Annotated in this window: 14 protein-coding genes; 7 read left to right on the forward strand and 7 right to left on the reverse strand. The window is 74.0% G+C overall.

Going from position 1 to position 12964, the window contains the following annotated elements:
• Positions 1 to 7: 7 nt before the first annotated feature.
• Positions 8 to 2563, forward strand: a complete 2556-nt coding sequence (locus ACFYM6_RS17275) for a GNAT family N-acetyltransferase (protein ID WP_387276523.1) — start codon at positions 8 to 10, stop codon at positions 2561 to 2563.
• 90 nt (positions 2564 to 2653) lie between these two features.
• Here ACFYM6_RS17275 and sigB read toward each other — a convergent pair whose 3' ends face one another.
• Positions 2654 to 3670 (reverse strand): RNA polymerase sigma factor SigB, encoded by a 1017-nt coding sequence (gene sigB, locus ACFYM6_RS17280; RefSeq protein WP_387276525.1) that lies wholly within the window; start codon positions 3668 to 3670, stop codon positions 2654 to 2656.
• Between the two features lie 221 nt (positions 3671 to 3891).
• On the opposite strand from sigB, the gene ACFYM6_RS17285 reads away from it, so the two are divergent.
• Positions 3892 to 4680 (forward strand): sporulation protein, encoded by a 789-nt coding sequence (locus tag ACFYM6_RS17285; protein ID WP_387276527.1) that lies wholly within the window; start codon positions 3892 to 3894, stop codon positions 4678 to 4680.
• A gap of 92 nt (positions 4681 to 4772) precedes the next feature.
• On the opposite strand, the gene dtd is transcribed toward ACFYM6_RS17285, so the two are convergent.
• Positions 4773 to 5195, reverse strand: coding sequence for a D-aminoacyl-tRNA deacylase (gene dtd, locus ACFYM6_RS17290; RefSeq protein WP_387276529.1), 423 nt, complete (start codon positions 5193 to 5195; stop codon positions 4773 to 4775).
• Positions 5195 to 6679 carry a methyltransferase gene (locus ACFYM6_RS17295; protein WP_387276531.1) on the reverse strand — a complete coding sequence of 495 codons (1485 nt, stop codon included), beginning with the start codon at positions 6677 to 6679 and terminating at the stop codon, positions 5195 to 5197. The genes dtd and ACFYM6_RS17295 overlap by 1 nt, the downstream gene beginning before the upstream one ends.
• A gap of 178 nt (positions 6680 to 6857) precedes the next feature.
• Between ACFYM6_RS17295 and ACFYM6_RS17300 the strand changes: the two genes are divergently transcribed.
• Complete coding sequence (locus ACFYM6_RS17300; RefSeq protein WP_387276533.1) at positions 6858 to 8078, forward strand: S8 family peptidase; 1221 nt, start codon at positions 6858 to 6860, stop codon at positions 8076 to 8078.
• Positions 8079 to 8187: 109 nt separating this feature from the next.
• Positions 8188 to 8763 (forward strand): HhH-GPD-type base excision DNA repair protein, encoded by a 576-nt coding sequence (locus tag ACFYM6_RS17305; protein ID WP_387276535.1) that lies wholly within the window; start codon positions 8188 to 8190, stop codon positions 8761 to 8763.
• A gap of 104 nt (positions 8764 to 8867) precedes the next feature.
• On the opposite strand, the gene ACFYM6_RS17310 is transcribed toward ACFYM6_RS17305, so the two are convergent.
• Both ACFYM6_RS17310 and ACFYM6_RS17315 read right to left on the reverse strand, forming a co-directional pair.
• Positions 8868 to 9179 carry a hypothetical protein gene (locus ACFYM6_RS17310; RefSeq protein ID WP_387276537.1) on the reverse strand — a complete coding sequence of 104 codons (312 nt, stop codon included), beginning with the start codon at positions 9177 to 9179 and terminating at the stop codon, positions 8868 to 8870.
• A complete protein-coding gene (locus ACFYM6_RS17315) occupies positions 9169 to 9480 on the reverse strand; it encodes a hypothetical protein (RefSeq protein WP_357433368.1) in 312 nt (103 codons plus the stop codon). The genes ACFYM6_RS17310 and ACFYM6_RS17315 overlap by 11 nt, the downstream gene beginning before the upstream one ends.
• 105 nt (positions 9481 to 9585) lie before the next feature.
• Here ACFYM6_RS17315 and ACFYM6_RS17320 point away from each other — a divergent pair, with 105 nt between their 5' ends.
• Positions 9586 to 9936, forward strand: a complete 351-nt coding sequence (locus ACFYM6_RS17320) for a DUF3099 domain-containing protein (protein WP_387276539.1) — start codon at positions 9586 to 9588, stop codon at positions 9934 to 9936.
• 35 nt (positions 9937 to 9971) lie between these two features.
• Here ACFYM6_RS17320 and ACFYM6_RS17325 read toward each other — a convergent pair whose 3' ends face one another.
• Entirely contained in the window at positions 9972 to 10871 is a 900-nt protein-coding gene (locus tag ACFYM6_RS17325; RefSeq protein WP_387276541.1) for a carbohydrate kinase family protein, read from the reverse strand.
• A gap of 13 nt (positions 10872 to 10884) precedes the next feature.
• Positions 10885 to 11820: a pseudouridine-5'-phosphate glycosidase gene (locus ACFYM6_RS17330; protein WP_387276542.1), complete on the reverse strand. Its 936-nt coding sequence runs from the start codon at positions 11818 to 11820 to the stop codon at positions 10885 to 10887.
• An 87-nt stretch (positions 11821 to 11907) separates the two neighbouring features.
• Between ACFYM6_RS17330 and ACFYM6_RS17335 the strand changes: the two genes are divergently transcribed.
• On the forward strand, positions 11908 to 12126 hold the full coding sequence (locus tag ACFYM6_RS17335; RefSeq protein WP_387276544.1) for a DUF3039 domain-containing protein: 219 nt from the start codon (positions 11908 to 11910) through the stop codon (positions 12124 to 12126).
• Between the two features lie 40 nt (positions 12127 to 12166).
• On the forward strand, positions 12167 to 12817 hold the full coding sequence (locus ACFYM6_RS17340) for a trimeric intracellular cation channel family protein (RefSeq protein WP_387276546.1): 651 nt from the start codon (positions 12167 to 12169) through the stop codon (positions 12815 to 12817).
• The last annotated feature ends 147 nt before the right edge of the window (positions 12818 to 12964 follow it).

A 12964-nucleotide genomic window follows, 5' to 3' on the forward strand; every position in this document is an offset into this window, starting at 1 on the left:
CCGACCGGTGACCACAGTCGAGCAACCGGTGGACGTGCTGCTCAGCGACGGCACGACCGTCCAGCTGCGACAGATCCGGCCCGACGACGGGCTGGGGATCGTGGCGATGCACGGGCGCTTCTCCGAGCGCACCCGCTACCTGCGCTACTTCTCGCCGTACCCGCGCATCCCGGAGCGGGACCTGCAACGCTTCGTCAACGTCGACCACCGCGACCGGGAGGCGTTCGTGGTGCTGGCCGGCGACCGGATCGTCGCGGTCGGCCGGTACGAGCGGCTCGGCCCCGGGTCGCCGGAGGCCGAGGTGGCCTTCGTGGTGGAGGACGACTACCAGGGCCGGGGGATCGGGTCGGTGCTGCTGGAGCACCTGGCCGATACGGCCCGCCGGTTCGGCATCGTGCACTTCGTCGCCGAGGTGCTCCCCGCCAACGGGGCGATGCTGCGGGTCTTCTCCGACTTTGGCTACCAGGTCCAGCGCCAGTACGCCGACGGCGTGGTGCATCTGAGCTTCCCGATCGCCCCCACCGAGGCGACCCTGGAGGTGCAGCGCGGCCGCGAGCACCAGACCGAGGCCCGCTCGATCGCCCGGCTGCTCGCCCCGCGCGGCATCGCCGTCTACGGCGCGAGCACCACCGGGCAGGGCGTCGGCGCGGCCCTGCTCGGGCACCTGCGCGACGGCGGGTTCACCGGCGCGGTCGTCCCGGTGCACCCGACGGCGGCGACCGTGGCCGGGCTGCCCGCGTACCCGTCCGCGGCCGATGCCGGGCTCGACGTCGATCTGGCGGTGGTGGCGGTGGCCCCGGAGGCGGTGACCGACGTGGTCGCCGACGCCGCGCGGGCCGGCGCGCACGGCCTCGTGGTGATCTCGGCCGGCTTCGCCGAGGCCGGGCCGGCGGGGGCGGCCGCCCAGCGCGCCCTGGTCCGCGCCGCGCACCTGGCCGGCATGCGGGTGGTCGGCCCGAACTGCCTCGGCGTCGCCAACACCGACCCGTCGGTACGGCTCAACGCCACGCTCGCCCCGGTGCTGCCGGCCCGCGGCCGGGTCGGCGTCTTCAGCCAGTCCGGCGCGTTCGGGGTGGCCCTGCTCGCCGAGGCGTCCCGGCGTGGGCTAGGCCTGTCCAGCTTCGTCTCCGCCGGCAACCGCGCCGACGTCTCCGGCAACGACCTGCTCCAGTACTGGCAGGACGACCCCGGCACCGACGTCATCACGCTCTACCTGGAGACCTTCGGCAACCCGCGCAAGTTCGCCCGGCTGGCCCGGCGGATCGGCCGGAGCAAGCCGATCGTGGCGCTCGCCTCGCTGGCTCGCCCGCCGGGTCTCGGTGACGGGCCGGCGCTGGACGCCGCCGCGGTCAGCGCGCTCTTCGCCCAGTCCGGGGTGATCCGGGTGGACACTGTCGCCGAGCTGCTCGACGTCGGCGTGCTCCTGGCCCACCAGCCGTTGCCGGCCGGCCGCCGGGTCGCCGTGGTGGGCAACTCGTCGGCGCTGACCGGGTTGGCCGCCACCGCGTGCGCCGCCCAGGGCCTCGCCGTGGCCGACGGCTACCCGCACGACGTCGGCCCCCGGGCCGGTGCCGGCGAGTACGCCGCCGCGCTCGCCGCCTCCGCCGCCGACGAGCGGGTGGACGCCGTGGTGGCCGTCTTCGCGCCGCCGCTGCCCGGCCAGCTCACCGACCCGGAGGCCGACTTCACCGCCGCCCTGCCCGATGCGGCGACCGTCGGCAAGCCGGTGGTGGCGACCTTCCTCGCCGGCCGGGTGCCCGTCGGGGTGCCGGCCTACCCGAGCGTGGAGGAGGCGGTCCGGGCGCTCGCCCGGGTCACCACGTACGCCGACTGGCTGCGCCGCCCGCCCGGGGTGCTGCCCGAGCTGAACCGGGTGGACCGGGCGGCCGGGCAGGCCGCGCTGCGGGTCGACGGCGCGGATCCGGCGGCGCTGCTCGGGGCGTACGGGATCGACCTGGTGGAGTCGGTGCCGGCGCGCTCGGCCGACGAGGCCGAGGTCGCCGCCGAGCGCCTCGGCTACCCGGTCGCCCTCAAGGCCGCCGCCCCGGGGCTGCGGCACCGCCTGGACCTCGGCGCGGTCCGCCTCGACCTGGCCGACCCGGTCGCGTTGCGCCGCGCGTACGCCGAGCTGGCCCCCGCCTTCGGCCTGGACGTCCTGGTGCAGCCGATGGTCCCGCCCGGCGTGGCCTGTGTGGTGGAGCTGGTGGAGGACCCGGCGTTCGGCCCGGTGGTCGGCTTCGGGCTGGGCGGCGTGGCGACCGAGCTGCTCGGCGACCGGGCCTGGCGTGCGGTGCCGCTGACCGACCGGGACGCCGCCGAGCTGGTCGACGAGCCCCGGGCGGCGCCGCTGCTGCGCGGGCACCGGGGCGGCGTGCCGGTGGACCGGGCGGCCCTGGTCGACCTGCTGGTGCGGGTCGGGCGGCTCGCCGACGAGCAGCCCCGGGTGCGCTCGCTGACCCTCAACCCGGTGCTGGCCCGCCCGGACGGCATCTCCGTGCTGCACGCCACCGTCCGCACCGGTCTCGAGGCGCCCCGTCCGGACACCGGCCCGCGCCGCTTGTAGGGAAGCCTGGGGCAAGCACCCCGGCCAACGACCGGGACAGGCAGCGGAGGCCCCGGCGAACCGCCGGGGCCTCCGCTGGGGCGGGCCCGCTCAGCAGGCGTACGCCTCCAGGCGGTTGGCCCGCTCCGGCGCGCGCAGCTTCAGCAGGGTGACCTTCTCGATCTGCCGGATCCGCTCCCGGGACAGGCCGAACTCGCGACCCACCTCGTCGAGGGTGCGCTGCCGGCCGTCGTCCAGGCCGAACCGGAGCCGGATCACCGCCTGCTCCCGCTGCGAGAGGGTGGCCAGCACGATCCGTACCTCGTTGCGCAGCTCGCCGTTGGCGGCGGCGTCGCCCGGCTCCTCGCGCGGGTCCACCGCGGCGACGAAGTCACCGAGCGCGCTCTCGCCGTCGTCGCCGACCGCCTGGTCCAGGCTCACCGGCTCCCGGTCGTACGAGATCAGCTCGATCACCTGGAACTCGGGGATCTCCAGCGCCTGCGCCACCTCGGCGACGGTGGGCTCCCGGCCCAGCGTGACCGACAGCTCGCGGCGCACCCGGACCATCCGGTTGACCTGCTCGACCATGTGCACCGGGATGCGGATGGTGCGGGCCTGGTCGGCCATGGCGCGGGTGATGGCCTGGCGGATCCACCAGGTGGCGTAGGTGGAGAACTTGTAGCCCTTGGTGTAGTCGAACTTCTCGACCGCGCGGATCAGGCCGAGGTTGCCCTCCTGGATCAGGTCGAGGAAGGCCATGCCGCGACCCGTGTAGCGCTTGGCGATGCTCACCACCAGCCGCAGGTTCGCCTCCAGCAGGTGGTCCTTGGCGGCCCGGCCCTCGGCCACGATCAGCTCCAGGTCGGCGCGCAGCTCGGCGGAGACCGGGGTGCAGGTGGCCAGCTTCTCCTCGGCGAACAGGCCGGCCTCGATGCGCTTGCTGAGCTCGACCTCCTGCGCGGCGGTGAGCAGCTTGGTGCGTCCGATGCCGTTCAGGTACGCCCGGACCAGGTCCGTGGAGACGCCGCGCTCGTCGGTGGCGTCCAGGTCGGTCAGCGTGTCGGTGCCGTGCTCGGCGTCGATGGTGGCAGCCGGGCGGGTCTGGTGCTCGATCATCTGCTGGGCCATCTCTGTCTCTCCCCGTGTCCTTCGTGCCGTACCGGTTCCGTGCCGCGGGCCGCGGCGGTGCCGGTACGAAACAGCTTGGCGGTCGGGGCGTGAAACGGGAGTGAGGCGATCGGGGAACCGACAGCAATCCGTGCGGAACGTCCGGTGCCGGTTGTCCGACCCGGTTACCGTGCCAGCGGCCGGCCACCGGGGCCCGGCAGCGCAGGCGATCGGAGGACGCGGTGGTCTTCAAGCGGCTCATGCAGGCGATGGGCGTGGGCGGTCCGTCGGTGGAGACGGCGCTGACCAACCCGAACTGCCGCCCCGGCGGGCAGCTGGAGGGCCGGATCCAGATGGTCGGCGGGGACCACCCGGTGGACGTCACGTACGTGGCGCTCGGCCTGGTCACCCGGGTCGAGGTGGAGAGCGGCGACAACGAGTACGACACCACCCAGGAGTTCGGCCGCCGGCAGGTGACCGGCGCGTTCCGGCTGGACCCGGGGCAGCGGTACGAGGTGCCGTTCCGCTTCGAGGTGCCCTGGGAGACCCCGCTGACCGACCTGTACGGCCAGCACCTGCACGGCATGACGATGGGGCTGCGTACCGAGCTGGAGGTGGCCCGGGCGGTGGACAAGGGTGACCTGGACCCGGTGGCGGTGCACCCGCTGCCGGCCCAGGAGCGGTTGTTGGAGGCGCTGCTGCGGCTGGGCTTCCGGTTCGCCCGGGCGGACGTGGAGCGCGGGCACCTCTACGGCGTGCACCAGCGCCTGCCGTTCTATCAGGAGATCGAGTTCCGCCCGGCGCCGCAGTACGCGCACGCGATCAACCAGTTGGAGGTCACCTTCGTGACGGATCCGCACCAGGTGCAGGTGGTGCTGGAGCTCGACAAGCGGGGCGGCCTGTTCACCGAGGGCCGCGACGCCTTCGGGAGATTCACCGTCGCCCACGCGACGGCCGACCGCACCGACTGGACCGCCCAGCTCGACGCCTGGCTCCGCCAGTCCCTCCGCCGCCGCGGCCTCTTCTCCTGACCTGCGGAGAGCCGCGTTGATCATGAAGTTGGCGGCAGCTACGGAGATCAAACCGACCGCCAACCTCATGATCAACGGAGTGGGAGGAGGGGCTAGAGGTCCAGGAGGATGGTGCGGGGGCCTACGTTGACGCTCTCGACCAGCATGTGCGCGCGGAACCGGCCGGTCTCGACCTTGGCGCCCCGGGCGCGCAGCTCCTCCACGACCGCGGTCACCTGGGGTTCGGCCTGCTCGGCGGGGGCGGCCGCCGTCCAGGTCGGCCGGCGGCCCTTGCGGGCGTCCCCGTACAGGGTGAACTGGCTGACCACGAGGATGGGTGCGCCGGTGTCCGCGGCGCTGCGTTCGTCGTCCAGGATGCGCAGCTCGTGGATCTTGCGGGCCATGGTGGCCGCCACCTGTCTGGTGTCGGTGTGGGTGACCCCGAGCAGCACCAGCAGACCGTCGGCGATCTCGCCGACCACCTCGCCGTCGACGGTCACGCCGGCCCGGCTGACCGTCTGCACCACCGCCCGCATCAGGCCACCACCGGCTCGATGATGCCGCGCTCGACCAGGTGCGCCACGATCGGGCCGGCCGCCTCGGCCAGCTCGTCCGGGGTGACGTCGTGCGCGGCGGCGAGCAGGGCGAGCTGGTCCCGCAGCGGCAGCTTGCCGTCCGCGCCGCCGACCAGGGCGAGCACCAGCGGATCGATCTCCTCGGACCAGCGCAGCCCGTGCGGCATGGCGAGGACCTGTCGGTCCACCGCCCAGCCCTCGTCGCCCATGGTCGCCTCCTGCCGCAGCTGGAGCCCCTCGGCGGCCCGGTAGCGGGCGGCCAGCAGCCCGTCGGTGTCGCGGGTCCGCAGCCAGTCCTGGCGGTCGAACCACTCGGCGATCCGGTCGCCCATCGGCGGCTCCACCCGCTGGCGCAGGTCCTCCACCCGGACGATCGGCTGGTCGTGGCCCGCGCGGCGCAGCGAGACGATGCCGAAGCCGATCGCCTCCACCTTGTGCGCGTCGAACCAGTCCAGCCAGGCCGCCATCCGGTGCGGGTCGGCGGCCTCCCCGACGTCGGTGAGCCACAGGTTGACGTACGCCATCGGGTCGGCCACCTCCCGCTGGATCACCCAGGCGTCCAGCCCGGTGCCGGCGAACCAGCCGGCCACCCGCTCGTCCCACTCCTCGCCGGTGACGTGCACCCAGTTGGCCAGGTACTGCATCGTCCCGCCCTCGGTGAGCAGGTGCGGGGCGGCGGCGGCCAGCTCGGCGCCGATCGCGTCGCCGACCCGCCCGGAGTCCCGGTAGACGTGTGTGGTGGTGCCGGGTCCGACCACGAACGGTGGGTTGCTGACCACCAGGTCGAACCGGCGCCCGGCCACCGGGGCCACCAGGTCGCCCTGGAGCAGCTCCCAGTCCTGCCCGTTGAGGGCGGCAGTGGTGGCGGCGAAGCGCAGCGCCCGCGGCGCGACGTCGGTAGCGGTGACCTTCCGGGCGTGGGTGGACAGGTGCAGGGCCTGGACGCCGGAGCCGGTGCCCAGGTCCAGCGCGGTCTCCACCGGACGGCGGACGGTCGCGCCGATCAGCGTCTGGGTGGCCCCGCCGATGCCGAGCACGTGCTCGGCGTGCAGCGGCTTGCCGGGCCGGGCGCTGGCCGGCACGTCGGCGAGCACCCACCACTCGTCCCCGTACGGCTCCAGGTCGACGCCGGCGCGCAGGCCGTCGCCGTGCCGCTCGACGATCCCGCCGGCGACGGCCTCCTCGACGGCCAGCGGGGCGAGCGCGGCGGCCACCGCCGGCTCCGGCTCGGTCTGGTCGCAGATGAAGACCCGGATCAGGGTGGCGAGCGGGTCCTGGTCCTCGGTGGCGCGCAGCGCCGCCCGGAAGTCGTTGCGGGCCACGCCGCCGGTGGCCTGCGGGCCGAGCCGGTCGGCGATGCCGTTGGCGGTGAAACGCGCCCGGGTCAGCGCGGTGCGCAGCGCGTCGACGCCCGCGGGGGAGAGCAGCATGTCATGACGGTCCACGTCGCCATCCTGCCTCCCCGGCGGCGCCGATCGCCCGGCACCCACGAGATCCATACCACGCGACAAATTGATTGGAGGTTATCTCTTTCATGGTTGTCGATGCCTGGCTACGATCTCCCCCAACATCTTCGATGGGTGCCCGGGTCACGAGCGCGGGCGCCCGGTAGGGAGCCAGACGATGTCCGACGTGTCCGTTCCTCGGCGTCGCGCGCTGCGCGCGCTCGCCGTCACGGCCGCCGCCGCGGCCCTCGCCGCCGCCGCCTCCACCCCCGCCCTCGCCGCGCCGACCGGCGACGTGCGCTACGCCGGCGCCCCGGACGCCATCAGCGGCAGCTACCTGGTGGTACTCAAGGGCGACGCGGTCGGCGCCGCCAACAGCCTCGCCGCCCGCTCCGCGGTCCCGGACCGCGCCGCCGCCCTGGCGAAGCGCTACGGGGGCAACGTCGGCACGGTCTGGAGCGCCGCGCTGACCGGCTACAGCGCGAAGATGAGCGCCGCGCAGGCCCGCCGGCTCGCCGCCGACCCGGCCGTGGCGTACGTCGAGCAGGACCGGGTGGTGACCACCCAGGGCACCCAGACCGGCGCGACGTGGGGGCTGGACCGGATCGACCAGCGCAACCTGCCGCTGAACGGCACCTACACCTACCCGAACACGGCCACCAACGTGCGGGCGTACATCATCGACACCGGCATCCGGATCACGCACAGCGACTTCGGCGGCCGGGCGAGCTGGGGCGCCAACACGGTGGACACCAACAACACCGACTGCAACGGCCACGGCACGCACGTCGCCGGCACGGTCGGCGGCAACACGTACGGCGTCGCCAAGGGCGTCCGACTCGTCGCGGTGAAGGTGCTCAACTGCGCCGGCAGCGGCAGCACCACCGGCGTGGTGAGCGGCGTCAACTGGGTGACCGCGAACGCGGTCAAGCCGGCCGTGGCCAACATGAGCCTCGGCGGCGGCGCCAGCACCAGCCTCGACAACGCGGTGGCCAACTCGATCGCCTCCGGCGTCACGTACGCCATCGCGGCCGGCAACTCCAGCGCCAACGCGTGCAGCTACTCGCCGGCCCGGGTCGCCTCGGCGATCACCGTCGGCGCCACCACCAGCACCGATGCCCGCGCCTCGTACTCCAACTACGGCTCCTGCCTGGACATCTTCGCGCCCGGCTCGTCGATCACCTCGGACTGGAGCACCAGCGACACGGCCACCAACACGATCAGCGGCACCTCGATGGCCACGCCGCACGTGGCCGGCGCGGCGGCGCTCGTGCTCAGCGCCAACCCGTCGTACACCCCGGCGCAGGTGACCAGCTACTTGACTACCAACTCCACCGCCAGCAAGGTGACCAACGCCGGCTCCGGCTCGCCGAACCGGCTGCTGTTCGTCGTCAACTGACGACCCGCCCGCCCGCGGCCCGGTGGACCTCACCCCTGTCCACCGGGCCGCGTCGCGTGGCGCGGGGAGTCGGCTCGGCGAGCGGCGGCCCGACCGGCAGGATGGAGGCATGACGCTCTCCCTGCCCATCGACCCGCAGGCCAACGAACTGCTGGCCCGCAGCCCGCTCGCGCTGCTCCTCGGCATGGTGCTCGACCAGCAGGTGCCGATGGAGAAGGCGTTCTCCTCCCCGTACGTCCTCGCGCAGCGGCTGGGCCACGAGCCGGACGCCCGGGAGCTGGCCGGGTACGCCCCGGAGGCCCTGGTCGCCCTCTTCGCCCAGCCGCCGGCCCTGCACCGGTTCCCCAAGGCCATGGCGGCCCGGGTCCAGGAGGTGTGCCAGGTCCTGGTCGACCGGTACGACGGCGACCCGGCCCGGCTCTGGTCCGACGTGACCGACGGCCGGGAGCTGCTGCGCCGGGTCGGCGAGCTGCCTGGCTTCGGCAAGGAGAAGGCGCAGATCTTCGTGGCCCTGCTCGGTAAGCGGTTCGGCATCACCCCGGACGGCTGGCGGGAGGCCGCCGGCGGGTACGGCGACGCGGAGGCGTACCGGTCGGTGGCCGACGTGACCGATCCCGAGTCGCTGCGCCGGGTCCGGGAGTACAAGCAGCTGATGAAGGCCGAGGCGAAGGCGGCGAAGAGCTGACGCGGGGCCGGCCGCCGGAGCAGCCCGCGCCGCCGATCTGACGGCCGGCCGCACCGGCCGCGTCAGGCAGCGTCGGGGCCGTGGTCGGACGGGTCGGACGGCGGTCAGGCGGCGGTCGGGCGGGAGAGCGCGGCGAGCGCCCGCCGGACGTCGGCCAGGGAGACCGTCGCCGAGTCGTCCAGGTCGGCCAGGCCGGCCTCGATCCACTGCCGCATCAGCGTGGTCACGCCGATGCCGCGCGCCTCGGCGGCCGTCCGGACCCGTTCGTACGTCTCCAGCGGAAGGCGTACCGAGCGGCTGACCATCGGCACGTCGGTGTCGGGGGTGGGCAGCTCCGCCGGCTGTGTCTCGTCGATCAGGTCGGCGAGGGCGTCGCCGCCGTCGTGGAACCGCTTGGTCGCCTCGTTACGGTGCATCGTGACCGCCTCCTCGTCGGCGTGATCTCCGTACCGCCTCGTCGTAGCGCTTGGCCTCGACGTCGCTCAGTTCGCGGGCGGAGAGGATGTCCCAGTCGTTGTCGGTGCCATCCGCCTCGGCCAGCAGCACGGCGAGGCGTCGCCCTCGGTGGTCGGTCGCGTAGACCACCATCACGTCGTCTCCGAGGTGCCGGATGACCCGTCGCGTGCTGTGCAGGGCCTCCCAGACTTCCCCGGGCGTGACGTCGTAGACCCGCAGGTTGGCCAGCGCCTCGTCGGTGAAGCTGAACCGGTTGGCCATGGCCCGAGCGTACCACGCGCGTAACACGCGCCCGGCTCCAGGCGATTTTCGCCGATCATCCGCGCGGAGTGACAGGATGAGGGGTAACCCCTTGAGGAGGCCGTGGTGAAGCGTCAGGCGTACGAGCCGATCCTGATCACCGACGCCGCGCGCAGCCAGGACGACCAGCTCAACAGCCGGCAGAAGCGCTACGTGCTGATGATGGGCATCCGGGTCGCGTGCCTGGTGGCCGGTGCGATCCTGGTCGGCGCGAAGGCACCCCTGCTCTGGCTCTGGCTGCCGCTGTGCGGCCTCGGGATGGTGCTCATTCCGTGGCTGGCGGTTCTGCTCGCCAACGACCGCCCGCCGAAGGAGCAGCACCGGCTCAGCAACAAGCTGCACGCCCGGCACGAGACACCGCCGATGGCGCTCCCGGCCGAGGAACGTCCGCACAAGGTCATCGACGCCGAGCCCTGACCGGTCCGGGCGCCCACACCCGGACCGGCCCGCCGTCAGGGGGTGGGGCGGGCGCCGACCGAGGAGACGGCGAGCGCGCCGAGGTCGCCGGCCCGGGACAGGGCCGCCCGCGGGTCCGCACCGCCCAGCCAGGCGAGGAGCAGCCCGGAGGCGAACGCGTCCCCGGCCCCGGTGACGTCCACCACGGGCACGCCGCGCGCGGACGCCGTCTCCACCCGCCCGGTCCGGTCCACCCAGACCGCCCCGGCCGCGCCCCGCTTGACCACCACCCGGTGGGCCACCGCGGTCAGCGCCCGCGCCTGCGCCGCCGGGTCCAGCCCGCCGGCCAGCACGGTCGCCTCGTCCCTGTTGACCAGCAGCAGGTCGACGTCGCGTACCCAGGCCAGGAAGGCCGCCGCACCGACGCGCCGCAGCGGCGCCGCGGAGGCCGCGTCGACGCTGGTGGTCAGCCCGCGCTCGCGGGCGACGGCCAGCGCCCGCAGTCCCGCGCCGCGCGACCCGGCGTCAAGCAGGGTGTACGCGGACAGGTGCAGGTGCCCGGCGTCGGGCGCCGCCGCCAGGGCCCGGTCGACGTGCCCGGCGGTCAGCCGCAGGTTCGCCCCGCGCTGGCTGAGCATGGTGCGGTCCCCGTCGTGAGCGAGCACGATCACGGTGCCGGTCGGGTAACCCTCGTGGCGCTCGACCGCGCAGGTCACCCCGACCCGCGCCAACTCGGCGACCCGGTCGCGGCCCGCCTCGTCGTCGCCGGTCGCGGCCACCAGCATGACGTCGGCACCCTGACCGGCCAGCCAGGCGGCGGTGTTGGCCGCCTGCCCGCCGCCGCTGAACCGGATCGCGGCCGCGGTGTCCGAGCCGGTCGCCAGGGGTCCGGAGAGCACCGCGACCACGTCGGTGATCACGTCGCCGACGACGACGATGCCGGGCGCCCGGCTCATGCCGCCACCTCGCTCATGCCGGGGAATCGGTACGCCGGGCCGCCGCGGCGACCGCGATCCGTGCCGCAAGCTCGGCGTTGCGCAGGATGATCCGCACGTTCACCGCCAGGCTGGCGCCCTCGGTGGCCGAGTGGAAATGGGCGAGCAGGAACGGCGTGACGGCCTTGCCGGTCACACCCTCGCGGGCCAGCATGGCCAGCCCCTCGGCGAGGGTACGGTCGTGCAGCGCCGGGTCGAGTTGCTGGTCGACCGGGAGCGGGTTCGCCACGATCAGCCCGCCCTGGTGCACGCCCTGCTGTTCCCGGGCGACGAGCACGTCGGCCACCTGCTCCGGCGACTCCACCGACCAGTCCAGGTCGAAGCCGGCGTCGGTGAGGTAGAAGCCGGGGAAGCGGCGGGTCCGGTAGCCGACCACGCTCACGCCCAGGGTCTCCAGCCGCTCCAGCGTGGCGCCCACGTCGAGGATCGACTTCACGCCGGCGCAGACCACCGCGATCGGCGTCCGGGCCAGGGTGACCAGGTCGGCGGACTCGTCGAAGGTCTGGGCCGCCTCCCGGTGCACCCCGCCAAGGCCACCGGTGGCGAACACCCCGATCCCGGCCGCCGCGGCCACCGCGCTGGTGGCGGCCACCGTGGTGGCGCCGTCCGCGCCGGTCGCGGCGGCCACCGCGAGATCGCGTACGGACAGTTTGCTCACCCCGTCGACCGTGGCGAGCCGGGTCAGCTGCGCGTCATCCAGGCCGACGATCAGCTCGCCGGCGACCATGCCGATGGTGGCCGGGACGGCGCCCGCGTCCCGAACGGCCTGCTCGATCTGCCGCGCCACCAGCAGGTTGTCCGGCCGGGGCAGGCCGTGCGAGACGATGGTGCTCTCCAGGGCGACGATCGGGCGTCCGGCGCGCAGGGCGTCGGCCACCTCGGTCCCGAAATGGATGTGAAAGGTGGTCACTTCCGTTACGGTACGGGCCGCTCTTCGGTGACCTGCGGTGGACCGGCCCCGGAGAAGCTGCCAAACTGGAAATTTGGAGGTGTAGCAGTGAGCACACAGGTTCTCGAGCGTCCCGAGGTGAAGGACGCCGACACCGGCCCGGAGATGTTCCACTACGTCCGCAAGGACAAGATCGCCGAGAGCGCGGTCATGGGCACGTTCGTCATCGCGCTGTGCGGGGAGACCTTCCCGGTCACCAAGGCGGCCAAGCCGGGTTCGCCGGTCTGCCCGAAGTGCAAGGAGATCTACGACTCCTGGGCCGCGTGACCGCGGGCGGCTCCGCCGCCCGCCCACGTAACCTTCGCCGGTGACCACCTCCACCGCCCTGCTCGTCGCCGACCTCACCGGGGTTGCGGTGTTCGCCGCCTCCGGGGCCTCGGCGGCCGTGGCCAAACGACTCGACCTCTTCGGGGTGGCCTTCGTCGGCGTCGTCGCCGCCCTCGGCGGTGGGATCTTCCGGGACCTGGTCATCAACGAGGTCCCGCCCCTGGCCTTCGCCGACTGGCGGTACGCGGTCACCGCGACGGCCACCGCCGCCGCCGTCTTCTGGCTGCACCCGCAGTTCGCCCGGCTGCGCACCACCGTGCTGGTGCTCGACGCGGCCGGTCTCGGGCTGTTCACCGTCACCGGCACGCTCAAGGCTCTCGACGCGCACGTCCCGGCGGTCGGCGCCTGCATGATCGGCATGCTCACCGCGATCGGCGGCGGTCTGGGGCGCGACCTGCTCACCGGCGAGATCCCGGTGGTGCTGCGCCGGGAGATCTACGCCCTCGCCGCGCTGGCCGGGTCGGTGGTGGTGGCGCTGCTGTCGGCGTACGGACAGGCACACACGGCCGGGCTGATCGTCGCGGCCGCCTTCGTCTTCGTGCTGCGGCTGGTCTCGCTGCGGCGGCGCTGGTCCGCCCCGGTCGCCACGCTGCGCCCGCCCCGCACCGGCACCCGCGGCGCGCAGGGCTGAGCCGCCACCGCGCGGGGTGGGCGGATGTGACCAGCGTGGCGTCGAGTGGGGAGAAAGGGCCCCGCTGGTTATGCTGAGTCGGCCTTCGCGGCACGTTCTGCGCGGAGGCGTTTTCATGGGCGGCGGAACCCGTGGCCCTCGGCCGGG

Source organism: Micromonospora sp. NPDC006431, assembly GCF_042870725.1.
Taxonomy (GTDB): Bacteria; Actinomycetota; Actinomycetes; order Mycobacteriales; family Micromonosporaceae; genus Micromonospora.